Origin of the sequence: Shewanella sp. 10N.7 (genome assembly GCF_020806285.1) — a bacterium.
Classification (GTDB): domain Bacteria; phylum Pseudomonadota; class Gammaproteobacteria; order Enterobacterales; family Shewanellaceae; genus Shewanella; species Shewanella electrodiphila.
On record NZ_JAJGZS010000016.1, the window covers coordinates 20331 to 44411 of the forward strand.

22 protein-coding genes are annotated in these 24081 nt (G+C 43.0%); 14 read left to right on the top strand and 8 right to left on the bottom strand.

Annotation, left to right across the window (positions count from 1 at the left end):
- The gene (locus LMH66_RS11420) at positions 1-1545 is read right to left on the bottom strand and encodes an alpha/beta hydrolase (RefSeq protein WP_420709419.1); all 1545 of its coding nucleotides are present in this window, start codon (positions 1543-1545) and stop codon (positions 1-3) included.
- Between the two features lie 92 nt (positions 1546-1637).
- On the opposite strand from LMH66_RS11420, the gene LMH66_RS11425 reads away from it, so the two are divergent.
- The 6 genes from LMH66_RS11425 to LMH66_RS11450 all read left to right on the top strand — a co-directional run bounded on the left by LMH66_RS11425 (position 1638) and on the right by LMH66_RS11450 (position 7615).
- Complete coding sequence (locus LMH66_RS11425; RefSeq protein ID WP_229370157.1) at positions 1638-2012, top strand: GntR family transcriptional regulator; 375 nt, start codon at positions 1638-1640, stop codon at positions 2010-2012.
- 73 nt (positions 2013-2085) lie between these two features.
- Positions 2086-2928: an ABC transporter ATP-binding protein gene (locus LMH66_RS11430; protein WP_229370160.1), complete on the top strand. Its 843-nt coding sequence runs from the start codon at positions 2086-2088 to the stop codon at positions 2926-2928.
- The gene (locus tag LMH66_RS11435; protein WP_229370162.1) at positions 2925-4250 is read left to right on the top strand and encodes a hypothetical protein; all 1326 of its coding nucleotides are present in this window, start codon (positions 2925-2927) and stop codon (positions 4248-4250) included. The genes LMH66_RS11430 and LMH66_RS11435 overlap by 4 nt, the downstream gene beginning before the upstream one ends.
- A 117-nt stretch (positions 4251-4367) precedes the next feature.
- A complete protein-coding gene (locus tag LMH66_RS11440; RefSeq protein ID WP_229370164.1) occupies positions 4368-6161 on the top strand; it encodes an AMP-dependent synthetase/ligase in 1794 nt (597 codons plus the stop codon).
- Between the two features lie 150 nt (positions 6162-6311).
- Complete coding sequence (locus LMH66_RS11445) at positions 6312-7100, top strand: lipase family protein (RefSeq protein ID WP_102527560.1); 789 nt, start codon at positions 6312-6314, stop codon at positions 7098-7100.
- A gap of 104 nt (positions 7101-7204) precedes the next feature.
- Entirely contained in the window at positions 7205-7615 is a 411-nt protein-coding gene (locus LMH66_RS11450; protein ID WP_229370165.1) for an acyl-CoA thioesterase, read from the top strand.
- Positions 7616-7691: 76 nt separating this feature from the next.
- Here LMH66_RS11450 and LMH66_RS11455 read toward each other — a convergent pair whose 3' ends face one another.
- Positions 7692-8123 (bottom strand): acyl-CoA thioesterase, encoded by a 432-nt coding sequence (locus LMH66_RS11455; RefSeq protein WP_229370166.1) that lies wholly within the window; start codon positions 8121-8123, stop codon positions 7692-7694.
- Between the two features lie 153 nt (positions 8124-8276).
- On the opposite strand from LMH66_RS11455, the gene LMH66_RS11460 reads away from it, so the two are divergent.
- Both LMH66_RS11460 and LMH66_RS11465 read left to right on the top strand, forming a co-directional pair.
- Entirely contained in the window at positions 8277-9524 is a 1248-nt protein-coding gene (locus LMH66_RS11460) for a hypothetical protein (RefSeq protein ID WP_229370167.1), read from the top strand.
- Complete coding sequence (locus LMH66_RS11465) at positions 9521-10504, top strand: Solitary outer membrane autotransporter beta-barrel domain (protein WP_229370168.1); 984 nt, start codon at positions 9521-9523, stop codon at positions 10502-10504. The genes LMH66_RS11460 and LMH66_RS11465 overlap by 4 nt, the downstream gene beginning before the upstream one ends.
- Positions 10505-10631: 127 nt before the next feature.
- Here LMH66_RS11465 and mtnC read toward each other — a convergent pair whose 3' ends face one another.
- Positions 10632-11315 (bottom strand): acireductone synthase, encoded by a 684-nt coding sequence (mtnC, locus tag LMH66_RS11470; RefSeq protein WP_102527565.1) that lies wholly within the window; start codon positions 11313-11315, stop codon positions 10632-10634.
- Positions 11316-11520: 205 nt separating this feature from the next.
- Between mtnC and LMH66_RS11475 the strand changes: the two genes are divergently transcribed.
- Entirely contained in the window at positions 11521-11964 is a 444-nt protein-coding gene (locus LMH66_RS11475) for a dCMP deaminase family protein (protein WP_102527566.1), read from the top strand.
- 114 nt (positions 11965-12078) lie between these two features.
- Here the strand turns inward: LMH66_RS11475 and hutI are convergent, their stop codons facing one another.
- Positions 12079-13305 (bottom strand): imidazolonepropionase, encoded by a 1227-nt coding sequence (gene hutI / locus LMH66_RS11480; RefSeq protein WP_229370169.1) that lies wholly within the window; start codon positions 13303-13305, stop codon positions 12079-12081.
- Positions 13306-13522: 217 nt separating this feature from the next.
- On the opposite strand from hutI, the gene hutC reads away from it, so the two are divergent.
- From hutC to hutH, 3 genes are all read left to right on the top strand, one after another.
- Positions 13523-14230 (top strand): histidine utilization repressor, encoded by a 708-nt coding sequence (hutC, locus tag LMH66_RS11485; protein WP_229370170.1) that lies wholly within the window; start codon positions 13523-13525, stop codon positions 14228-14230.
- Between the two features lie 68 nt (positions 14231-14298).
- The gene (gene hutU / locus LMH66_RS11490) at positions 14299-15972 is read left to right on the top strand and encodes a urocanate hydratase (RefSeq protein ID WP_229370171.1); all 1674 of its coding nucleotides are present in this window, start codon (positions 14299-14301) and stop codon (positions 15970-15972) included.
- The gene (gene hutH / locus LMH66_RS11495; RefSeq protein ID WP_102527570.1) at positions 15972-17516 is read left to right on the top strand and encodes a histidine ammonia-lyase; all 1545 of its coding nucleotides are present in this window, start codon (positions 15972-15974) and stop codon (positions 17514-17516) included. Before hutU ends, hutH begins: the two co-directional genes overlap by 1 nt.
- A 103-nt stretch (positions 17517-17619) precedes the next feature.
- Here hutH and LMH66_RS11500 read toward each other — a convergent pair whose 3' ends face one another.
- Positions 17620-18162: a TonB-dependent receptor gene (locus LMH66_RS11500; protein WP_102527571.1), complete on the bottom strand. Its 543-nt coding sequence runs from the start codon at positions 18160-18162 to the stop codon at positions 17620-17622.
- Positions 18163-18393: 231 nt separating this feature from the next.
- Between LMH66_RS11500 and LMH66_RS11505 the strand changes: the two genes are divergently transcribed.
- Positions 18394-19662 carry a mechanosensitive ion channel family protein gene (locus LMH66_RS11505; RefSeq protein ID WP_102527572.1) on the top strand — a complete coding sequence of 423 codons (1269 nt, stop codon included), beginning with the start codon at positions 18394-18396 and terminating at the stop codon, positions 19660-19662.
- A gap of 59 nt (positions 19663-19721) precedes the next feature.
- Here LMH66_RS11505 and LMH66_RS11510 read toward each other — a convergent pair whose 3' ends face one another.
- The gene (locus tag LMH66_RS11510; protein WP_229370173.1) at positions 19722-20294 is read right to left on the bottom strand and encodes a lysophospholipid acyltransferase family protein; all 573 of its coding nucleotides are present in this window, start codon (positions 20292-20294) and stop codon (positions 19722-19724) included.
- 666 nt (positions 20295-20960) lie between these two features.
- Between LMH66_RS11510 and LMH66_RS11515 the strand changes: the two genes are divergently transcribed.
- The gene (locus tag LMH66_RS11515; RefSeq protein WP_229370270.1) at positions 20961-21383 is read left to right on the top strand and encodes a YybH family protein; all 423 of its coding nucleotides are present in this window, start codon (positions 20961-20963) and stop codon (positions 21381-21383) included.
- A gap of 26 nt (positions 21384-21409) precedes the next feature.
- On the opposite strand, the gene LMH66_RS11520 is transcribed toward LMH66_RS11515, so the two are convergent.
- Together LMH66_RS11520 and LMH66_RS11525 are read right to left on the bottom strand one after the other, a co-directional pair.
- A complete protein-coding gene (locus LMH66_RS11520) occupies positions 21410-22201 on the bottom strand; it encodes an NRDE family protein (RefSeq protein WP_102527574.1) in 792 nt (263 codons plus the stop codon).
- A 189-nt stretch (positions 22202-22390) separates the two neighbouring features.
- Positions 22391-23941, bottom strand: a complete 1551-nt coding sequence (locus LMH66_RS11525; RefSeq protein ID WP_102527575.1) for a metal transporter — start codon at positions 23939-23941, stop codon at positions 22391-22393.
- Between the last annotated feature and the right edge of the window lie 140 nt (positions 23942-24081).

Sequence of the window (24081 nt, forward strand, 5' to 3'; positions counted from 1 at the left end):
TTATTCTTCCTCAGTTGTCGTTGGAATAACTTCAACGGTGTTGGCATTTAAGTAAAAACTACGGCTCACATCTTTTTCTAAACATTCGCCATCGATATTGTCCAGCGAGCCACTCGTGACTAAATCTGCCATTAACTCATTGCCGCAACTTTGATATGCGACCCCGTGAGTGGCGAATTTGGAGATAAAGTGTTTTGCATTGCTGAGCTTTTCGGTGGCCATTTCGCCCCAGCTTGGTGGAGTGGCAGGATCTAATTCGCCAGATAATAATAAGGTGGGGATGTCGCTTTCGATGGCATCACTAAAACTGCTATCAACTTGCGGCATATTCCATACGCTACAGGTGGCTTCTAACCCTTCAATCATGGTGGTTGCCATGTACGAGCCTTTGGCTCGTTGGCGAATGTCATCAGTAAGGCGGTGTATGTCTTCTCCACACACCACAGATGCATGCATTCCCATTGCAATCCCAGTGCTGTCGGCAGTAAGGGTATAAATACCTAAAATGGGTTGATAGTTACCGATGGATGCTTGATGAATCGCATGGGGAATTAAGGCGCGAATATTGGGCATATATAAGGCCATACGAATTGCGCCGTTAAACTTGCCACGGGTTAAAGTAAAATCAGCGATTTCATCGGTTTGTGGATCGCGGGTTTGCGTGACGATAGCCGCTTCAGCTAATGCGTTATCTACCTGTTGAAAATCTTGCTCAAGCGTAGGAAACTGCTGCTGACATTGGCTGTTTTTCTGACAATCTTTAAATAATAAGGCGTAGCCCCTATCAATAGCACTACCTATTGCAATCACACTTTGCTGCATTGGCACCACACCATCTAAAGTAACTGTGGCGAGCGCTTGTGGAAATTCGCGCATATAAAGTTGCGCCATACGCGTGCCATAAGACACGCCGTATAAATGGAGTTTGTCGTAGTTTAAGTGTTCACGTACAGCTTCAAAGTCTTTAAGTGCCGTTAAACTGCCGTACTGGCTCACATCAGCATCAATCTTATCGAGACACTTTTGCGTGTCTGCAACATAGTCCATGTCGTCATCATTAAAAGATAAGGCTGACATATTGTCGTCATCACAAGCCAAAATACTGGATTGTCCAGTACCACGTTGGTCAATTAATAGAATGTCTCTATCTTGGCGCACTTTCGCCAGCACGCGATTAAAGCCTGCCGCATTTTCAATGGCTGACTGACCTGGACCACCTGCAATGGCTAACAAAGCTTGTTTTTTAAAGCTGGGTTTAATCGCAGGCAATACTGCGTAATGAATCGCGATTTGCTTGCCATCTGGTATCGCTGGATTTTCTGCCACCATTAATGAACCGCATTGAACTTGCTCTGATAGGCCATCAACATAACAAGCTGATAGTGGTGCCTGCTTTGACGTGGTCTCTTCTGCTGTCACTGACAAGCTAAGCATAGAGAGCAAACCAACTTGAATTGCGCTGATTAATTTTGATTGGCGAGCCAATAGCTTTGGCTTACGAACCTTATTAAACGTTCCTTGCAACATAACTTTTCCGATGTTCATAACATCTTTCCTTTTTGCATTTCAGGATGATTGTGGTAACTTAACATTAGTGTATCGGTGTATCAATGTATTAATACAGTAAGTAAAGGCTAATGCTAGAACTAATAAAAGTCAACCCCAGTAGTGGTGAACCTATTTATCGACAATTGCATGAACAAATCGTGCGATTGATTGTGGGCGGCCAACTGCAGGTAGATCAAGTACTGCCATCAGTGAGGCAACTTGCTGAACATTTAGCGGTTAACCCGATGACAGTATCCCGTGCCATTCAGCAATTAGTTGAACAAGGCTGGCTAGAGCGCCGCCGTGGGCAACCTACTCGTGTTGCTAATAAGCAAGATGCGCCTACGACGACAAGTTTGCAGTTATTAGAATCTCAAGCCAATGATTTAATAACTAAAGCTAAGCAATTAGGCATTTGTTTGGATGATCTAAAGTCGTTGATGGAGCAGCAGTGGGATAAGTAGTCCTAGCTTAATTTAATCTTTTTAAATACTGATAACAGCAAGCAGTAAGCGCAAGATAACAAGGAACAAGTTGATGGAACACTCTGAAGTGATTCTCGAGTTTCAACAAGTCGATAAACGATTTGATGACCAAGCTGTATTAACCCAACTGAGCTTTAGCTTATCGGCTGGCATGGTTGTGGGCTTATTGGGGCAAAACGGGGCGGGTAAATCGACCTTAATGCGTGCAGCATTAGGCATTTTAGAAATTGATGCAGGTAATATTACTACTCTAGGTGAAACCGCCACTGACCTGTCTATTGATGCGAAGGCTAAAATTGGCTATGTGCCACAACAGCCGTTTGGTTATGAAGGTTTCACTATTGCCAGTGCACTTGAATTACACAGTAGTTTTTACCCACAATGGGATAAAGCACTTGAAACTGATTGGTTGGCTCGTTTTGGGCTTGATAGTAAACAACAAGTGCAAAAGTTATCAGTAGGGCAGCGTCAATCTTTAGCGCTAATTATGGCGATGGCGTATCGTCCCCAGTTACTGATCCTTGATGAACCTGTTGCCAGTTTAGACCCTATTGTGCGTCGTCAGTTTATGGGTGACTTATTTGAGTTAGCGCTTGAGTCTGGCTCTGCAGTGCTATTCTCATCTCACATTACCTCCGATCTTGAACGTGTTGCCAGCCATGTCGCGCTGCTCAAACAAGGTGAATTAGTCTTGTTTAAAGAAATTGATGCCTTACGGGAAGAGGTTGTTTTAGTGCAACTCGCAGATAACCAAGATTTACCCGAGGGGTTAACGGTGTTAAATCGCAATCAGCAACAAGTGTTAGTGGATAATGCCGATCAAATCGACATTGCTGGCGTGGTAAATACTACCTCATTAAATCTTGAACAACTATTCATGGAACTTCACCGATGAATAGCCCGTCGCCCTCAACACAACCTAGCGCTAAAGTGACTAAAAATGCTTTTCGCAACCCATTTAAAGGGTTCTACTCACTATGGCTAAGAGACTTTGGCAGTCTGAGCTTTTTGATGGTCGCTTTGCTGGGTTGTGGCCTGACAATACTTACCATAATAACTAAACCTGAAAAAATTGACGTCATCAATCTTGCTTTAGGCATGACTATTTTATCGATGTCTTGCGCAGTAGCCTGGCAATTCATTAAATTGTCGGCCAATGAATGCGCAATGCTTATCCCTCATTATCGACAGCAGGTATTAATACAAGCTAGCAGTATATGGGCGGTGAGCTTATTTCTGAGTTTCGTGGCTATTGAGCTAAGTGAATTGACCAGTATCGCGACATTGATGCTTTTTGTCAGTATTGGTACTGGGTTTATTTATGCGTGTTTAATCAAACCGCAGCGATTTAATTATGCCATGCTGGTGTTTTTAGTCTTACCGATTACACCGCAATTAATTAACTATATTCCGCAATTGCTGGCTGATTATATTGTATTGATCCCGGTGTTATTAGGGTTCTTAATTGATCGGAAGCTAAAACGTTTCAGCTGGAATCAAGATGCTCGTGCCATATATTTAAATGGCCTAGAAACGGGGTGGATGGTTGGCCCAATAGTGGGACAAAACCCTTGGTTTATTAAGCTAAGTCGCTACCTACATCCTGCCAGTTTTTTTATTGGCCCAATGCTCGGCATGGTGTTGATTGCTTCATTGGTATTAAGTGCTGTTGGGGTGTTATTTGCAGCTTACATAGATGCAGACTTTCCCATTTTAATGGTGCTTTCTCAGTTAATGATTATGGTATGCGCATTAATTCACTGGACACGTGTTCAGCGTTGGCGCGCAGCCGAGACGCTATATATGCTACCAAGCTTTAGCGGTAAAGCTGGCTTGGTAGAGCAGTTTTTTAAGTCGCAATTACGTTTAATGGGTATCGTGATAATGATTATGTCACTGATAACCCTGTTATCTGCTCTGTTTAACTCACAGATAACCCTGATGGTGGGCTTACATATCGTCGCAACGACGACTTGGGCATCTGGTTTGGCATTAGCGTTCGGTGCAATGAGTCGATCTACTCTGCACGTTAGCTTATCTATGATGCTTGTCTTTAGTAGTGCTATATGGCTTTCAACTTCATTAGTTGGCTTACGGGAGCAAGGTTCTATAAACGTTGGCTATTATTGGGGAGATTTAGGTTTACTCCTGTTAATGGGAGTTTTACTCGTTATCAGCAGAAACAAATTATGGAAAAATGGTGTTGCTGGTTTGTAAAAAACGACCTTATTCTGTGAATTGACGCTAATTTAGACTAAAAACTCTTATTTTTATGGGAGGCATACAGTAGAATGCCAAAAAGCGGAACACTTGTAAGCTAAAAGGTAATTATTAATGTCTCTCGAAAAATTTCATATAGTCAGACTTCTGCAAGAGCAAAGTAAAGCGCTAGAAGATAACATTGCACTCGAAGGATTTGAGATGGCAGCTCCTTGGAACAAAGTTTCATGGAGTCAGTTTGATACTATTACTAATAAAGTGGCACAGCTGTTAATCGACTTTGGTTTAGCTGTTCAAGATAAAGTGGTAATTGTGGCGCAAAACAGCCCACAGTGGAGCTGCGCTGACATTGGTGCGCTAAAAGCACGTACTGTTGTGGTACCTGTTTATCCAACTAGCCCAATGGAACAAGCTGTTTTTATCGTTAATGATGCTCGCGCTAAAGTGATTTTTGCCGGTGACGAAAGCCAATATGCCACAGCTTGTAAGATCCAAGCTCAATGTCCTACTGTTGAACACATTGTGGTGTTTGATAGCCAAGTAAAATTAGCCTCAGATGAACATTTTCATTTCGATGACATCTTAATTGCTGAGACAACGCCAGCAAGTGCAACCGAGCTAGAGTCTCGTTTATCGCAAACCAACCTTGATGACTTACTTACCCTTATCTACACATCTGGCACCACGGGCGATCCTAAAGGCGTCATGCTTGATTATCGTAATATTGCGTCAATGGTAGAGCAGCATGATGATGAAATTGCTTTTAAAGCGGGTGATGTATCGCTTGCTTTCTTGCCATTAAGCCATGTGTTTGAACGCGGTTGGAGCTTCTATGTTCTGTGCCGTGGTGGCCATAATGTTTATTTAAGTGACACTAACCGTGTAAAAGAAGCCATTGCAGAAGTAAGCCCGCACACCTTATGTGTCGTACCGCGCTTTTTAGAAAAAGTGTATAGCGCCGTGCATGATAAAGTCAGTACAGCACCAGCGATCCGCCAGAAGCTATTTAATTGGGCTATTGGTGTGGGTTCGCGTCAATTTGAAGTGACTCAAGGGCGCAAACGACCAAGCACACGTTTATCATTGCAGTGGAAATTAGCCAACAAGCTGGTATTCAGCAAATTACAAAATGTATTAGGTGGCCGCCTTAAGTTTATGCCGGTAGGCGGCGCGGCGTTAGACGTGAATGTTGGTGGTTTCTTCCATAGTATTGGCGTACCAATCTTGTGTGGTTACGGTATGACTGAGACTTGTGCAACTGTCACCTGTAATACCTTAGATAACCGAGTATCGGGTTCTAACGGTAAGCCATTACATGCGATGGAAGTGAAAATTGGCAGTAATAATGAGATTTTAGTTCGCGGCGAAACGGTGATGCGTGGTTATTACAATCGTCCAGAAGATACCGCTGAAGCATTCGAAGATGGTTGGTTAAAAACCGGTGATGCAGGCATGTTAGATGCCGAAGGTAATTTATATATTACCGATCGCATTAAAGAGTTGATGAAAACATCAAATGGTAAATACATTGCGCCGCAGCGTGTTGAAGGTAAGGTCAGCTGTTGCCCGTTCATTGAACAAGTCGCGATTGTGGCTGACGCGCGTAACTATGTATCAGCGCTTATTGTTCCCGCGTTTGAGTCACTTGAATCTTGGGCGAAAGAGCATGAGATTAAGTTTGAAAATCCAATGGAATTATTGCGCCACAGCCAAGTTGTTGAGCACTTTGAACAACGTTTAAAAGAGCTACAACACGAATTAGCAGGCTTTGAAAAAATTAAAAAATTCACCTTACTGCCTGAAGCATTTTCAATGGAATCAGGGTTAATTACCCCCACGATGAAGCTGCGCCGTAAGAAGATTTACTCTAAGTATGATCGTGAAATTAATGCGATGTACGCTAAGTAATTTTTTCTGAGCATATTATAAAGGACGCATTAGCGTCCTTTTTTGTGTCTGTTGTTTTTGTCTCAATTATTTTTGTATAAATGATCATCACATAAGTGTCATAAAAGCCGACTATTCTCTGGTTAGTTTATTCCTGTGAATATGTAACTTTTGAAAAAACTTAAACGCTATCAATACGAACGTTATGCCGTGTTATGTAAGGTCACTTACCGTGCTGACTTTGAGCCAGAAAAGCTCGGGTTTTCTAGGGGTAATTATCGTGAAATTGCCAATCGCTGGGGTAATATATGTGCCCGAGTTATGTGGCGTGACAATAAAAAAGAAGTGCTGGTGGTATTTCGTGGTTCGCAAACTATGAACGAATGGCTACTCAATTGTCAGTGCTGGCCGAAAGCGAAGCAGTTTAAAGGGTGTCGTTACAATGTGCATTCTGGCTATGACTATTTATTGGAGCAAAGTACTAACCCGATAGCACCGCATTATGAGGCTGATATTAGTCTTTTCACTCAGTTACAAATGATCCTCAACCCGTTGATTCTGGCTGGTAAGCGTATTTCACTAACTGGTCACTCATCAGGTGGCTCAATGGCAATATTAGCCGCAGATAGATTAGAGCGATTATACCCAAACTCAATTAAGCGGGTGGTGACTTTTGGCCAGCCGTCACCGGGGTTTAAAAGCTTTCAAAAAGCGTATTTATTACATCGACGTACTTATCGTATTTGCTGTGATATTGATGTGGTGACTTTTTTGCCACCACTGCCAGGTATTTACTTTCATGTGGGGAAAATGCTGTGGCTGCATAACGAACGGATTTATGAAAACATATCGCCGGTAAAGCGATTCTTATTAAGTTTTTTTAGTTGGATAGTGTCGCCTTTTGCCTTTCATTACATGCACAAATACATCCGTAATAAAGATTTCTTTGATGACATTTGAGCTTGAAAAATCAGAATAGGGTGACTCACTTTTAAAGCTGTCATACACTGCCTGCTGTTTTATTTATCATTACTGAACGCACATAATAAAAATAAGAGGCTTGCATGTCAGATAATCAATTCAGTTTAAATCTCACGCCACGATTTTGTGAAACCGATGCATTAGGGCATATCAATAATACGGTGATCCCTGTGTGGTTTGAGGCGGCGCGCGATCCAGTGTTTGATATTGTGAACCCAGGACAAGATTTGTCGAAGTGGAACATGATTATTGCAGGCTTTAATATTGTCTTTAATGCACCAACCTTTTATGGCGCAGAAGTGACGGTTAAAACCTATATCAGCCGTGTGGGCAACAGTAGTTTTGAGATTGCACAAAGCTGCTGGCAAAACGGCCGTCAAACCGCAGAAGCCAAAACGACGATGGTGCATTACAACTATCAAGCTGAAAAAAGTCAGCCGATGTCTGATGAAGTAAAAGCGCAACTTGCTGCACTGACCGGTGAGATTGAGTAGATTATAGAGGTAGGTTTCTTATCTTTTTAAAGCCCTGTATTTTGAATACACAAAATACAGGGCTTTTTTTGAGTGGCTATTCGGCTACTTTATGCTGTTCCAGCGCTGCGAGTAGTTCAGGTGTTAGCTTGGCTTTTTGGCCTGTCTTAAAATTAAACATCACCACATTGGCGGTGCCTGTGGTCGTAACAGCTTGTTGGGCTTTACTGAAAATTCGGTAATGCATGATAAAGCGGTCTTCTTTTACGTCACTAATATTGACGCTGACTAATAATGTATCAGGGAACGTCACTGGTCGTTTATAGCGCGCGTGGGTTTCACTTAACACAGGGCCTACAGCGGTTTCTTTAAGATCGGCCATCATGTTTATCTGGCTAAAAAAATCGATCCGAGCGGTTTCAAAGTAGCGAAAATACACCACATTATTGACGTGATTGAGTGCGTCCATTTCACCCCATGCCACTGGAATTTCGGTAATAATCGCATGCTGCTGGATAAACTGGTCCATATAAATCTTGCTCCCTAATAAAGTTAAACGCTTGTTTGATTTTTATTCAGGTTAACAGGCAAAACCTAGTTCAACAAGCATGGAATGCTTTGCTATCAATTGGGCAATATGTTTTGATAATGTTAAACCACTATTTGCTATGGAATGCGTCGTTTGAACTCTTTTAACTACCCACGATTACAGCAGTTACTTTATCGCCCCGTTGAGAGTGTATCGGCCTTGCCTCGAGTGATACTCAGTTATATTAAGACCATCATCGGTAAGCTGACCGTGGCGCAAAAGTTGTATTTCATCGCCTTTCTTTTGATGTTTACCACTGATGGAGTGACGATGGTGGGGATCATTGCCATGATTGCAATGATGATTGAGTTTTGGCCATTGTTTACTAAAACTTGGCATAGCTTAGCGGGTAAAGCATTTCTGCTGTTGTTTTACGCCATTATTGCTAACTTTTCGTTGGTGTGGGCAGCCTCTGTAGTTAATGAAGTTTCAGGCGTTGATGCAGATCATTTAACCTATACCCACAATCTCGTTATTCTGCTTTATATGCCGGTATGGTTCGTACTGGTTAGCGGAGTGGCTTTAATGTTGCTGCAAGCCGTCATCCCAATTTACTTTGTATTGATGCCACTACTTAACTTGCTTGGCGTTAAATCAATACGTTTTACTAATAGTGAGCATTACCGAAAACGCACTATATTGCTGCGAATGATATTGGCTTACGTGGTGTTAGCTAACCTGTATTTATTAAGTGATATTGAGAACACCTTTGAAACCAGTGATCCCAGAGCCAAAATGATCAAATTGTTAGAAGAGGAAACGGGTGAAAAAACTGAAGATATTGAAGCTGGTTTGCAGAAGCTCTCAGCCGTCGGTGCGAAAATTGCCGAAGCTAATGCAGAGACTAAGACTGAGGCAGAACCTAAGGCAGAGACTGAGACAATTTTAGCTGTTGTGAACTTAGAAAACCTTAGCTCTACTGAGTCAATGCCAGCGCCTGAACCTGTGACTTCGAGTGTTAGCGAAGTGACTCCTCCAGATATCGCCGCGAGTACTCAAAAGGTGATTGAGGATGCCGTTCAACAATCTATTAAACAAGTACAACAAAACGAGGTTACACGTTTGGATGTGGGGGCGGATAAAGCGGCTGAGCGACGTTACGATATTATTCGAGAGAGTTATCGCTTGATGGTAAGAATGACGATTGCCAATTTTATCTATTATTTTGAGGGTAACCAGTATTCTCGTTGTGAATCTGAACCCAATAGTAAAGTGGTTGAACTCAATGACTATGAGATCTTACAAGTATTGCCCACGGCAAAAGATGAAAGCCGATATGGGTATTCATTTGATGTGAAAGCATGCGTGTCACCGGCTTTTCCTGCTAAAGAGGAGTCATGATCCGTAATAGCATCTTTATCGGCTTATCTATGTTGCTGGCAAAGGCTTCAATGTCAGCACCTGTGATTGAGCAAAGCATCAGCGATATTGCTAAAGGTAATATTGCTTCAGCTATCGTGTTATCTGATGCAGGTTTAATCTCACTGGGCGTAGTCAATTTTGACCCTAACAATATTGTTAGTCTTGACCGATTCGATGCAGGATCGGAGACTTCAATACAGCGTAGAAAAGAGCTTAGTGTTTATTCAATCCCCTGGGAAAGTGACTGGCAAGGTAAAGAAGATGAATGGCAGCGAGCGACATTTGCAAAATTTTCTTATATCAATTCTAAGCAGTCATTACAGCTATCAGACGATATAACACTGGTTGATAAACTTAATGAGAAAAGTTATTTACTGTTTGCTGAGCAGCGCTGGAAGTATCTGTTATCGGACAAGTGGTGGTTACAATTAGCCGTGGGTGCGCATTTGATATGGTATGAAAATGACTTTGACTATCGCAGCGATTTTGGTGATTTTCAAGATGAGCAAGATGGCAGCTTGTTTAATACCTCATATGCAGCTTGGATGCTCGACCCTACCATTGAGTTGCACTATCAAGATACGCTGTGGGGTAATAAGTGGCAATTCATCAGCCGTTATAACTATGCTTGTGGGCAACTGTTTGATACAGACTCCCCGCAGCAAGATGGCTCGCCTAATGTCGGTCGTTTCAGTAATGCTTTTATTTTTCATTACGCACTTCCGCCAATGATGAACCTGCGCAATGAAATGCGCTTCCTATTCAAACGCATAGATTTAACGGGTGATGCAGTGGCAACAATGAACACAAATCACTATTACGAAACCGGTCTAGGCTGGATAGTTGAAACCCCTTCATTGTCATCTTGGCTGACCAATGTAGGGATTGGCGTCACGGTCAATATTGATAGTGCCCTAAGTGGTGGCAGTGTGGTGCTACTGTTTAATGAGGATATTTAGCTGTGTTAAAGCGTCGCTCTAGTTTTAGTTCTAGATTTAGCTCTAGCTCTAGATGTCACTGCCGACGTTACAACAGGCAATAAAAAACGGCCACAGAGGCCGTTTTTTTATATTAGGACAGACATCTTTATGCGTCGATATCTAATCCTGAGAAGTCACTGATTTGCGCAAATTTAGCGGTTTTTTGATTATCAAAACGTACCATTTGGCGAGTATGTAATCCTGCCGCTTCTGCCGCTTTTAATTCTTCAACAACATCAGAAACGAATAGCACTTGTTTAGGGCTTAAGCTGATGGTGTTTAAGATATTACAGTAAGCTTGCTTATCTAATTTGTTACCCGTACGCGTATCGAAATGACCACTAAATTTAGGGGTTAAATCACCCGCATCACTATGGCTGAAAAGCATTTTTTGTGCTTCAGCAGAGCCAGACGAGAAGCTATAGATTCGCATGTTAGCGGCTTCAAATCGTGGGATCGCGTCGATGAAATCTGGGTAGATATGACCGGTGAACTCGCCAGATGCATAACCTTGTTTCCAAATAAGACCTTGAAGGGTTTTAAGTGGTGTTGCTTTGCGGTCTTCATCAATCCATTGCGCGAGGATTTCTGTTACGCGTTCAACAGAGGCGTCTTGTTCTAGTGCAAGATCGCGTACATCACTAATACAGTATTCAACCAATGGGTTGTGCTGATTCTTATTCAGAAAGTCGCCCATGGCTTTTTTTGAATAAGGAAATAGTACATCGTGAATAAAATCAAGATCAGTCGTGGTGCCAGCTGTATCTACGATAATCGCTCTAATACCCATAGTGTCTACGTACTCCAATCCTTAAATTTGCTTGTTCAAGATCCTAAGCTTTATTGGGTCTGATGGCTAGTCAAATTGGTGTCTAGAATAGCAGTTATCTTCAAATCAATGATATTCCATGTATTTAGCTGCCAATACGGTGAAGTTTAGGTATTATGAATAGACATATAACAGGTGTTTTATTTCAACTTTTGAGGCTGTCACTATGATTTCAAAATGGGCAAAACGATTTTTTCAGATGGCTGAGCTAGTTGGATCATGGAGTAAAGATCCATCAACGCAAGTTGGCGCGGTGATCACTAAGCATAACCGTATTGTTTCAGTCGGTTTTAACGGTTATCCCCACGGGATTTCGGATAGTGCTGAAACCGATGACCGTGAAATGAAATTACTGAAAACATTACATGCAGAAGAAAATGCCATTTTGTTCGCCAAGCGTGATTTAGGTGACTGTGATATCTGGGTGACGCATTTTCCTTGTCCTAATTGCGCTGCAAAAATTATTCAAACTGGGATCACTGGTGTTTATTGCCCTGAGCAAAGTGAAGATTTTCTTTCTCGTTGGGGTGATAAAATTAAAGTCAGCCAAGATATGTTCTTGCAAGCGGGTGTGAAGGTGAACTGGCTTCCAGTGAGTGAACTTGAATAAATAGGCTGTTTTTTCAATCGACAGCTTTAGTCATTAGAATCGCAAATTATGCCGACATAACTAAGTAAAAAAGTTTGTCGGCTTTTTTGTGTTGAAATCAGACTCTGGTCCGCATTATTGATGAACTAACACGCCATTTTTAACCACATCTTTGCATGGGTTAACGCCGTATGAGTAGGCAAGTTGAGCAGGGGTGGTGATATCCCACAAGCAAAAGTCAGCCTGCATGCCTTGGGCTAAAACACCGACCTTTTCTTCTATTCCCAGCGCTTTTGCTGCGTTTGCGGTAATACCTTTGAGTGCTTCTTCAGGGGTTAACCTAAACAGTGTACAGGCCATATTAAGCATTAATAGGATTGAGCAAATTGGTGATGAACCTGGGTTAAAGTCACTGGCAACCACAATAGGCACTTGATGTTTGCGCAGCAACTCAATCGGTGGCATCTGAGTTTCACGTAAGAAGTAATAGGCACCAGGCAGTAATGTGGCACAAGTGCCACTGGCCGCGAGTGCTTTAACTCCGTCTTCATCAAGGTATTCGATGTGATCGACAGATTTAGCGCCAAGCTTAGCGGCTAACGCAGAGCCGCCCATATTGGATAACTGCTCAGCATGGAGTTTGATATCCAGTCCAGCTTGTTGAGCTGCGGTAAGTACTTTTTCTGTTTGGGCTAAATTAAAGGCAATATTCTCACAAAATACGTCTGCAGCATCAGCAAGACCTTGCTCAATAACCTTTGGCAGCATGTCATTGACGACCAAATCCACATAGCCCTCAACATCGTCTTTGTACTCTGGTGGAATTGCATGAGCGCCAAGGAAAGTAGTTTTGACATCTACATGATGATTACGGCCAAGCTCGCGAGCCACTTTTAGCAGTTTGACCTCGGTTTCAGTATCTAGGCCATAACCTGATTTGATTTCAACGGTCGTAACACCTTCTTTGGCTAGGGCATTTAAGCGTTGACGGCCAAGCTCGAATAACTCTGATTCTTCAGCTTTTCGACAAGCGTTAACCGTTGATATAATGCCGCCGCCAGCGCGGGCGATATCTTCATAACTTGCCCCTTCAAGGCGCATTTCAAATTCATTGGCGCGACTACCAGCAAACACTAAGTGGGTGTGAGCATCAATAAGACCAGGGGTTATCCATCCACCTCTGCCGCGGTATACCGGCATCGAAAACACATCGAAATCAGGCAATTCTTTTCGAGGCCCAAGCCATGCAATTTTGCCATCTTTAACTGCAATAGCGGCATCGGTAATGGCACCGTAAGCGGCTGAATTGTTTGGATCCATTGTAGCTAAATTAACGTCTATCCAAACATGATCCCACGACATGGCAACTCCAGCATTAGCAATAAATTGAAAGAATAATAGCAAAACAATACTTGTTTTTACTTGTATATACAAGGTAAGGTTGGTGCTGAGTTTTTAGCCATTAAGTGGCTTTCATCACCCATTATTCCATGATATCGGTGTTGTTTGCAGCAATAAAGCCCTGATGACAATAGACCTAATAACCACGATTGACCTGATAACCAGATTGGATAACACAATGGCATTAGCAAAATTTGAGCAAATCAAGCAGCACATTTTAGCCCGTATTGAGTCGGGCGAATGGAAAGAAAATGATCGAGTGCCATCAGAAAACCAGTTAACTGAATTAATGGACTGTAGTCGTATGACCGCCCGCAGAGCATTAACTGAGTTAGTTGCATCTGGTGTGTTAGAAAGAAGCCAGGGTCTAGGTACCTTTGTCGCTGGGCTGAAGTCTCAATCATCGCTGCTAAATATTCGTAATATTGCCGATGAAATTAAAGAGCGCGGCCATGGCTATAGCGTTAAACAGTTAGCCTTGTCGCAAGTTCGCGCAGAAGGTGCGGTGGCGATCTCGCTGGGCTTAGAAGAAGGTAGCCCTGTGTTTTATTCTGTGTTGGTGCATTGCGAACAAGAGCAACCCCTGCAGGTAGAAGAGCGTTATGTGAACCCACAAATGATCCCTGATTATTTACAGCAAGATTTTAATCAACTGACGCCCCATGAGTATTTATCTCGAGTTGCGCCTTTAACTGAGGCTCGTCATACCGTTGAAGCCGTGATTGCCAATGAGCAAACCCAGCAGCTGCTTGCCATTACTGCAGCTGAACCTTGTTTACAAATTATACGTCGCACCTGGTCTCGTAAAGGTGTGGTGAGTTTTGCCCGTTTAACCCATCCAGGTAGCAAATTTAGCCTAGGTGGTCATTTAACTTTTAGTCAGTAAATCAATAATAAAGCCAAATCGTTAGCGCAGTCAGTGCGAAACGATTGAAGATAATTGAAGGAAGTACAATGAATAACAGACACGACCCTAGTCGCAATATTATTGCGCCTCATGGCACTACGCTCGCATGTAAAAGCTGGCTAACAGAAGCTGCCATGCGCATGTTAATGAATAACCTTCATCCTGATGTCGCCGAGCGCCCTGAAGACTTAGTCGTATACGGTGGTATCGGCCGCGCAGCTCGTGATTGGCAGTGTTATGACAAGATCATTGAAGTGCTTCAACGTCTTGAAGACGATGAAACCTTATTAGTGCAGTCAGGCAAACCAGTTGGCGTGTTTAAAACCCATAGCAATGCCCCGCGCGTGATTATCGCAAACTCAAACCTAGTGCCGCATTGGGCTAACTGGGAACATTTTAATGAACTCGATAAAAAAGGCCTGGCCATGTATGGCCAAATGACCGCAGGTTCATGGATTTATATTGGTACCCAAGGGATTGTTCAGGGGACTTACGAAACTTTCGTTGCCATGGCAAAACAACATTTTAATGGCAGTGCTGCAGGTAAGTGGATTTTAACAGGTGGTCTTGGTGGTATGGGTGGTGCACAACCTCTTGCTGGCACTATGGCAGGTTACTCAGTACTGGCATGTGAAGTCGACGAAACCCGCATCGATTTTCGTTTACGTACTCGTTATGTCGACAAAAAAGCCACTTCACTGGATGAAGCATTAGCCATGATTGAGCAAGCGAATGCATCAGGTACTCCTGTCTCTGTAGGATTACTGGGTAATGCAGCGGATATTTTTGCTGAGCTAGTTGAGCGCGGTGTAACGCCTGATGTAGTAACCGATCAAACTTCGGCACATGATCCGTTAAACGGCTATTTACCTCAAGGTTGGACGTTAGCCCAAGCTGCTGAAATGCGTCTAAAAGATGAAGCTGCAGTGGTTAAAGCGGCGAAACAATCAATGGCGGTACAAGTCAAAGCCATGTTAGCGCTGCAAGCTGCAGGCGCTGCAACGACTGATTATGGTAACAATATCCGTCAAATGGCATTTGAAGAAGGCGTAGAAAACGCGTTTGATTTCCCTGGCTTTGTTCCTGCTTACGTGCGTCCGTTATTCTGTGAAGGAATTGGCCCTTTCCGCTGGGTAGCATTATCGGGTGACCCAGAAGATATTTATAAAACTGATGCCAAGGTAAAAGAGCTTATTCCTGATAATCCGCATTTACATAATTGGCTTGATATGGCCCGCGAACGTATTGAGTTCCAAGGCTTACCTGCTCGTATTTGTTGGGTCGGACTGAAAGACCGTGCTCGTTTAGCGTTAGCGTTTAACGAAATGGTCAAGAATGGCGAACTGTCGGCGCCGATCGTGATTGGTCGTGACCATTTAGATTCTGGCTCTGTTGCTAGTCCAAACCGTGAAACTGAATCTATGCTTGATGGTTCAGATGCAGTGTCTGATTGGCCATTAATGAATGCGTTATTAAATACGGCAAGTGGCGCGACATGGGTGTCGTTACATCATGGCGGTGGGGTTGGTATGGGCTTTAGTCAGCATTCTGGTGTGGTGATTGTGGCTGATGGTAGCGATGATGCAGCTGAGCGTTTAGGTCGAGTTTTATGGAATGATCCTGCCACTGGTGTCATGCGCCATGCTGATGCTGGATACGATATTGCGATTGACTGCGCTGAAGAGCAAGGTCTTGATTTACCGATGCAAGGAGTCAAGTAATGACTGCAACACAACATAGATTATTGCTGAGTCCTGGCACGTTATCATTAGCCCAGCTGCGTAAAATTAGCCGCAGTGCTGTCCATGTAACACTCGCTGAAGAAGCGAAAGCTGATATTAATACGAGTGCAGGTTTAGTGCAGCAAGTACTTGATGAAGGCCGCACAGTGTATGGTATTAATACCGGTTTCGGCTTATTGGCGAACACCAAAATTGCGCCTGAAGATTTACAGCTGCTGCAGCGCTCAATTGTATTGTCCCATGCCGCGGGCATTGGCCAATACATGCAAGATGCAACCGTACGATTAATGATGGTGTTAAAAATTAACTCGTTAAGCCGTGGTTTTTCAGGTATTCGCATAGAGGTGATTAACTTCCTTATTCAATTGGTAAATGCAGGAGTTTATCCGTGTATTCCTGAAAAGGGCTCAGTGGGTGCATCTGGTGATTTAGCGCCACTGTCACACATGTGTTTGCCGTTATTGGGCGAAGGTGAAATGAGCTATCAAGGGCAAATTATCACTGCAGCAGAAGGACTGGAAATTGCAGGTCTTGAGCCGATTGAATTAGCGGCCAAAGAAGGCTTAGCATTATTGAATGGCACGCAAGCGTCAACAGCTTTAGCCCTTGAAGGTTTATTCCATGCTGAAGACTTATTTGCGGCGAGTTCGGTCATCGGTGCAATGAGTGTTGAAGCGGCAATGGGCAGTCGTAGTCCGTTTGATGCACGTATTCATGCGGCACGCGGTCAAAAAGGTCAGATTGATTCTGCTGCGATTTTCCGTAACTTATTGGGTGATGAATCTGAAATCAGTGCCAGTCACGTGGATTGTGAAAAGGTACAAGATCCTTATTCATTGCGTTGTCAGCCACAGGTATTAGGTGCGTGTTTAACTCAAATTCGCCATGCTGCTGAAGTATTAGGTGTCGAATCCAATGGTGTGACGGATAACCCATTAGTCTTCCAAGACACTGGTGATATTATTTCTGGTGGTAATTTCCATGCTGAGCCAGTGGCCATGGCGGCGGATAATTTAGCGATTGCGATTGCTGAGTTAGGCTCAATTGCTGAGCGCCGCATTGCGCTATTAATCGATTCTAGTTTATCTAAACTGCCACCCTTTTTAGTGGAAAATGGCGGGGTTAACTCAGGGTTTATGATTGCGCAAGTGACAGCGGCTGCATTGGCATCTGAAAACAAAACTTATGCTCACCCAGCTTCAGTAGACAGCTTACCGACTTCAGCAAACCAAGAAGACCATGTTTCGATGGCCACGTTTGCAGCGCGCCGTTTACGCGATATGTCGGAAAATACCCGAGGTGTGTTAGCGGTTGAGCTACTTGCTGCTGCACAGGGGCTGGATTTCCGTAAGCCATTAGCGCCAAGTGATGCGGTTGCTAGTGCTAAAGCTGAGTTACGTGAAGTGGTGGCTTATTATGATAAAGATCGCTTCTTTGCACCTGACATTGAGAACGCGACAGACTTACTTTATACCGCGAGCTTTAATCGCTATTTACCTGCTGGAATGTTAGCGAGCTTTTAATTTTTCGCTTATCGTTCAAAGCGAAGAATCAAGCATTAAAAAAGGACCTTAGGGTCCTTTTTTATGTTTAACATTGCTTGCAGATCATCAAGTCTCAATCTGCTTACATGGTTACACCAATAGAGAAAATGGCAGCATCAGCACTCGTATCGTAACCAGCACCAATAACAAAGCCTTTGGTGACGTTATATCTCACGCCAAACTCAGCTCCCCATTCTTTGTTGCGGCTGCGTTCCCACACAGGCTCACCGCCGACAATGAAAGGCACAATATTATCAGTGGTGTTTTCTTCATAAATGTAGGCTGTTGCGCCACCATAGACACTTAAGTCTTGGGTTAGGCTGTAACTTAGACCGAAGCGCCACATGTATTCTTTAGCATAACCTTCGCCAGGCTCAGGCACATCAAGATCGTATTTATCGCCCCAAGCATAACCAATGTAATAGCCCCAATCGGCATAATCTGGGTCGAAATGTTTTGCAGCAATCGTGACACCAAACATATCACCACGACTATCAACATAATCTACCAGCAAGGCTACTGACGGAGTGTATTGTTGACCTTCTTCTGTCGTGTTTGCTTGAGCTTGTTGGCTAAAAGCAACTAAGCTAATAGAGAATGTAATGGCAAGCCAGATTTTTTTCATGAATACCTCTACCTGATTGGATGGCGCTATTGTTAGGGTTTGCCAATCAGAGGTCAATATTTGCCCGTATTTTTGCGGCCGATATCGTTGAATAGGCCATTAGTGTTAACAATTTGTTTTATGTCAGTGGAAAGCTTACTGATGTTTTGTCATATATTTGATTGCCATCGTTTCAAAGCAGAAATATGATATGTTAGCCAATGATTTTTTGGTCATTAAGGAATGAAAGTAGTGGATAACGAGTTACGCGCAGATATTGCCCAGTGGTTACTGGAAGCAGGGGTGAATAGTCAGCCTTCCGATAGCGTGGCGACATCAATTCTATTGTTTGTCAGCTTTTTAGTCGCAACGATTGCTTACTACATTACTAAAAAAGTCTTTGTTAAGGCGGTTAATGCTGTTATTCGCAAATCTGCAGTGACCTGGGATGACATCTTCATGCGCTATGGCGTGCTTGAAAAGTTAGCCTTGTTAGTACCTGCATTTATCCTCGACCTATTCGTACCTATCGTGTTGACCCATCAGGATTTATTAGGTGTCATACTTGATCGCGGTTTAAGCGTACTGGTGGTAATTTTTATTATTCGTGCGATTTATGCAGGTCTTGATGCCTTAAATGAAATTGCCGATGTAAAGCTTATTAGCCGTCGCTTGCCTGTAAAAAGTTTTGTGCAGCTGTTTAAACTGTTCTTATTTTTCATTGGCGTCATTATTTCGGTTTCAGTGCTTGCTGATCAGTCACCCGTCTATTTCTTAAGTGGTTTAGGTGTGGCGACGGGTTTAGTCATGTTGGTGTTTAGAGATACGATTCTAGGCTTTGTTGCGGGTATTCAGCTTGCGGCCAACCGCATGGTGAGTAAAGGCGATTGGATCCAAATGGATAAATACGGCGCAGATGGCGCAGTAGATGAGGTGTCGCTGAATACCGTAAAAGTACGTAATTGGGATAATACCATTACGATGATCCCAGCTTATGCGTTGGTATCAGATGCATTTAAAAACTGGCGTGGCATGTCTGAAAAAGGTGGTCGTCGTATCAAGCGCGCAATTAATCTTGATGTGAATAGTATTCATTTTTTATCTGAACAAGAAATAGAACGATTATCAAAAGTGAATTACCTCAAAGATTACTTTCCTAAAGTCGTATCTGAAATCAATCACTCAAATGAGCAGGTTAATGATTTTGATATGCCAGTGAATGGTCGTCGCTTAACGAATGTAGGCACCTTTAGAGCTTACTTAGATGCGTATCTTCGCCATAATAATAAGCTTCATAAAGACATGACTTTAATGGTGCGCCAACTTGCGCCAACCACTGAAGGTTTACCTATTGAATTGTATGTCTTCACTAACGATACGCGTTGGGCATTTTATGAAGGGATCCAAGCTGATATCTTTGACCATATCTTTGCCATCCTGCCTGAGTTTGGTTTAAAAGCATTCCAAAACCCAACGGGTAACGATATTCGCAGTATTAAACCTGACACTAAAGTGCATTAGCATCTTAGTTATTAGCTATTGCTTAAAAGTGACAGAAACAAAAGCCGAACTAACCTTGTCTAGTTCGGCTTTTGTGTTTTTGAAGGCTGATAATCAGGGATCACCTTAGGGTGATGTCCCGTTATACCGCGAAAAAAATCCAGTATCTGATTCATGTCCGCTGACATATCATCACTGGTATCCATCGGCTTATTGAGCACTATCGATTTACGTGAAAAGTCCAGTCCCACAGTAATAATGGGCACCTTCGCTTTTACCGCAATATGGTAAAATCCTGTTTTCCAACGGGTAACCTCACTGCGTGTTCCTTCAGGGGCTAATGCTAGTTTGTATTGATTATCGGCTTCAAAATGCTGCACTGCTGCATCGACCATGTTGTTATTCTTACGGCGATCAACAGGGCTGCCACCGAGCCATTTGAAGAACCAGCCCCAAGGTGGAATAAACAATTGGTGTTTACCTAAGAAATGGATGTTTATCCCCAGCGCAGATCGCGCAATGATTCCGATAATAAAATCCCAATTACTGGTATGCGGGCCAACGACCATAATGAACTGGCCATCATGAGGCGCGCTCCCCTCAAACTGCCAACCACATATTGTGAGTAGCGATAAACTAATTTTGCGAAACATGGACTATTTTCCAGTTTATTTGTATCTGATACGCTAGAATCTAACGATAAGATAATGAAATATTTTACGAATATTATTTGGGTTATGATTTGTTTACCAAACAATACCGGCCTGATTACAGTGTCGATTGAGTCGGTAAAATGCCAGATTACAAACCCATTTTAAGCGTCAATGCTGTGATAGTTAACTAACCTATCGTATTCATTGTCGTAATACAAAAGGACTAATTCTTTTTTTCTTCTGGAGAAATCAAGCATATCCAATCAGCGAGGAGAGTGTGTGAAGCACCTTACAATAATCAGTAGCAGCGTTTTTTGTGTGCTGTTTTCAATGGTGAGTATCGCGACTGAAAAAGTCTCGATGGACACCTTACCGGCTGCAGAAAATAACACGGCAGTTCAAACAGTAGCAGAAGCTGGCACGGTTACTGAAACATCGACTGAGCAAGTTCTCAAATCAGTACCATTAAAGCCAACAACCACTGAAAAAGTGCAAGTCGGCTCAATTAAAGCTGTAGATATTGCTGAGACAAAAACTGCTGTAGAAGACGCTGTTACAGACATCAGTGAAGTGATACCTGATGAACCGGCTAATGTGGCTGATAATGATGACAAGCCAAAGCAGCCTGAAGCTTTTACACCAGTAACCCCCGTTGCTGCTGTTGATATAAACCCAGAAGATGCTGCACCTATTTCTTTAGATGAAGTGAATTCAGACAGTGCAATTCCGACGGATCGCATTCGCTCTGTTATTTCTAACCAAGAAAAAGCCTGGAATAGCGGTGATATTGACGCTTACATGCAAGGTTACTGGAAAAGCGACAAGCTGCGTTTTGTGTCTAATGGTAAGTACAACTATGGCTGGGATTCAATATTAGCCAGTTACAAGCGTAGCTATCCAACCTCTGCCAGAATGGGCAAGCTCAACTTTAAAGTGCGAGAAATTAAAATGCTCAGTAACTATGCGGCACTCGTCGTTGGGCGCTGGACATTAGAACGCGCTAAGGACAAACCAAGTGGTGTGTTTACCTTATTGATTGAACGTATTGATGATAAGTGGGTTATTACTCATGATCATTCATCAGACTAGCGGTTTATTTTATCAAAATGGGCAAGCTATTCAGTGCTTATACTGAATCGTTGCTGCCCTAGATTTCTGGATTTACCGTCGTAACGTACTTCGGTAAATTCAATATTACCTTTACTGTCCTGCATCACCACGCTGGTGGAACGAGTGCCATATTCTGGGTGCTTAATAAATATCGCTGAAAGTAATCTTTCCCACTCAAGATCAATACCAGTGTTTGGCAAACCGGTGTCATCTGCCTCAGATTCATCGCGCATGAATGATAGCATTTGTGCTATATCTGGCTCGTCATGGCTCAATACATGTTGCTCTAACGCCTGTTGCCCTTTAGCCATTTTCGGCCAGACATCGTCTAACGCGCCATTACTGACCGCATGAAATCCTTTGCTCAATGGTAAATTTTCCGCTGTAGCGCTATTAAAACACCATAGCTGGTTATCTTGCTGATAAACCAGATTAAATGGGCTGTAGTTGTCACTATGCTGATGTAACCATTGTTGATTCAATAAGCCGTCACCCGATAGGGCTTTAAGCACTAACTCGCCACGACTACGCATGCCTTCATGTTCAGATTGGAGGCGTATATTGGTTAAGGCTGAAAATTGCCCGAGTTTATTGACGCCTAGCCAAGTGCCACCTGCTTGTAAGTCTTTGCCTGCTAGGATTTGAGCGGCTGAGGATGTGGCTTGGTTAGTTGAACTGGCAGCAATTGGCCAAAAGTGAGCAGGTTCAGTAGGGCGGTGATGAAACTCATCTCGATTAGCACAAACAATCAAAGGCCATTTGGGATGCATGTCGACAGCGATAAATAAAATGCACATAAGCTCTACCTAAAGAAGATGATAAAACATCATAACCTAAAATTTACAGGTGAAGCATTAGTAAAGCAGTATGGGTGAATTAAACGGATTAAATTAAGACGTTACCGTTATATCCTGCTGCGCGATTGTCGCAGCAAGCGCTACGACAATGCTTGGTTAGAATAAGCTGAGACTGAGTATGGCATAAGTTTAGTGATGATGACCGTGATTGTGCTCATGGCCGTCTTTATGACTGTGATCATGACTGTGGCTGTTAAACTTAATCAGCAAACGACTGAGGAATTTTCTTGGGCCTAAACGCAATAAGCTGGCGCTAAAGATTAACCCTACTACCACAGCAGCAGTAATGTTGATGCTATCTGGCAAGGTTAATAATTGGTGCCAATCGACAAGATAGTGATGTGCAAATAACAAAGCTACAACTAACACTGTCGATAAAGCGGCGCGCATTCCCCAACTCATCAGTTTAAGCTGACTAATACTGAGTACAGGCGCAGCGATTAAGGCAAACGCAACAGCCACATTACTCCAGCCGCTATAGGCTAGTGAAAGGGCTAATACCGCAGCACCTAGATTACAGAAACGCATTGGTAAAAATACCGCCAGCAGAATCAATACTTGCAGCGCTGGGTGCTCAAGGTGTATCGAAGGGTGACCAATTAAATTCGCCAAAATAAGGCTTAAAGCAATCCAAGGGGCACTTCTATCTACCAAGTGTGCAAAACCAAAACGCCATGCTGATTGCGGTAGGTTTTCATGGGGATCAGTAAGCTCAACGTTACCTAAACTCAGTAATGTACCAATAACCAATAAGCCAATGGCTTGATATATTGCAAACCATGGACCGAGTAATAATAGGGTAATTATCAATGCTTCAGGGCCCGCTAAACGTTGTAGCCAGCGACTAGCTAACCCTTCGTTTAAAGGCGATAAACCCGCTTTAAATCGTGCCGTTGCGATCAAATAGCTTAGAATCAGAATCGGTGAGATTGTGAGTAACCAAGTCATAAATTGATCTGAGCCGTGGCTATGGTGGTTATGACCACCTGTATCAACAAGTAATAACAATGCTAGTAATCCAACACCCAGTAAGCTGCCAATACCCGCTTGATATTGGTAACGACCCTGGACATCATCATTTTGATTGCCATGGGGTTGATGTAGCACCACATGCAAAATAGAACCAGTAACAAATGCTTGGAGGTAAACAGTATTGTCGATGCTTAAATGCTGTAGTAGTTGCTCACCGGCAAAATAACCCACAGAGGTTAATGCCATCATTGCCACAAGCACTGCACTCGCCCACTTTGTGCCTACTTGCGGCTTTAACAACCACCAAATAGCCACACCAACAGGCAGTCGATGCATGATGACTCCAAGAGCAAGTAAAGTTGAATTACCTTCTTGCTGAGCCAGTACCATTGCACCGCCATCAGTAATGGTATGCAGCAATAAACCACCAATCCCTAGGGTCAAGGTGACGTTATGAGTGATTTCAGAATATCGATGAAATAGTCGTTCGCTTGCTGTAGGCCCCCAAAGGCCAAGCACGACAAATAATAATGTGAGGATCCCGCCGTGCTCGAGCAGTTCAGGCAAAATATGAATAAGCACTAGCCCGCCTAAAGAGACGAAGATAAATCCGTCCAAGCCTTTTTGTAGCCCACTTCCCGATGAGAAGTAGCGATAAAAAAGTGGTCCGAATAAAAGTGCAATACAACTAGCGACAAGATAGAGCATGGAATCCAAAAGAATCAAAGAGACGAAAAAAACAATCAAGTATATCCTAGTATTTCATTTAACTTAATACTTGCTTAGCTTGATTATTCATCATCTTTAGAATTTACACGGTAAACATCCACGAAAACCGACAAATATAA

What these genes read in the sequence shown, in the direction of transcription:
- LMH66_RS11420 (WP_420709419.1), bottom strand. Translation starts at nt 1,545, where the DNA reads ATGAACATCGGAAAAGTTATGTTGCAAGGAACGTTTAATAAGGTTCGT.
- LMH66_RS11425 (WP_229370157.1), top strand. Translation starts at nt 1,638, where the DNA reads ATGCTAGAACTAATAAAAGTCAACCCCAGTAGTGGTGAACCTATTTAT.
- LMH66_RS11430 (WP_229370160.1), top strand. Translation starts at nt 2,086, where the DNA reads ATGGAACACTCTGAAGTGATTCTCGAGTTTCAACAAGTCGATAAACGA.
- LMH66_RS11435 (WP_229370162.1), top strand. Translation starts at nt 2,925, where the DNA reads ATGAATAGCCCGTCGCCCTCAACACAACCTAGCGCTAAAGTGACTAAA.
- LMH66_RS11440 (WP_229370164.1), top strand. Translation starts at nt 4,368, where the DNA reads ATGTCTCTCGAAAAATTTCATATAGTCAGACTTCTGCAAGAGCAAAGT.
- LMH66_RS11450 (WP_229370165.1), top strand. Translation starts at nt 7,205, where the DNA reads ATGTCAGATAATCAATTCAGTTTAAATCTCACGCCACGATTTTGTGAA.
- LMH66_RS11455 (WP_229370166.1), bottom strand. Translation starts at nt 8,123, where the DNA reads ATGGACCAGTTTATCCAGCAGCATGCGATTATTACCGAAATTCCAGTG.
- LMH66_RS11465 (WP_229370168.1), top strand. Translation starts at nt 9,521, where the DNA reads ATGATCCGTAATAGCATCTTTATCGGCTTATCTATGTTGCTGGCAAAG.
- mtnC (WP_102527565.1), bottom strand. Translation starts at nt 11,315, where the DNA reads ATGGGTATTAGAGCGATTATCGTAGATACAGCTGGCACCACGACTGAT.
- LMH66_RS11475 (WP_102527566.1), top strand. Translation starts at nt 11,521, where the DNA reads ATGATTTCAAAATGGGCAAAACGATTTTTTCAGATGGCTGAGCTAGTT.
- hutI (WP_229370169.1), bottom strand. Translation starts at nt 13,305, where the DNA reads ATGTCGTGGGATCATGTTTGGATAGACGTTAATTTAGCTACAATGGAT.
- hutC (WP_229370170.1), top strand. Translation starts at nt 13,523, where the DNA reads ATGGCATTAGCAAAATTTGAGCAAATCAAGCAGCACATTTTAGCCCGT.
- hutU (WP_229370171.1), top strand. Translation starts at nt 14,299, where the DNA reads ATGAATAACAGACACGACCCTAGTCGCAATATTATTGCGCCTCATGGC.
- hutH (WP_102527570.1), top strand. Translation starts at nt 15,972, where the DNA reads ATGACTGCAACACAACATAGATTATTGCTGAGTCCTGGCACGTTATCA.
- LMH66_RS11500 (WP_102527571.1), bottom strand. Translation starts at nt 18,162, where the DNA reads ATGAAAAAAATCTGGCTTGCCATTACATTCTCTATTAGCTTAGTTGCT.
- LMH66_RS11510 (WP_229370173.1), bottom strand. Translation starts at nt 20,294, where the DNA reads ATGTTTCGCAAAATTAGTTTATCGCTACTCACAATATGTGGTTGGCAG.
- LMH66_RS11520 (WP_102527574.1), bottom strand. Translation starts at nt 22,201, where the DNA reads ATGTGCATTTTATTTATCGCTGTCGACATGCATCCCAAATGGCCTTTG.
- LMH66_RS11525 (WP_102527575.1), bottom strand. Translation starts at nt 23,941, where the DNA reads ATGCTCTATCTTGTCGCTAGTTGTATTGCACTTTTATTCGGACCACTT.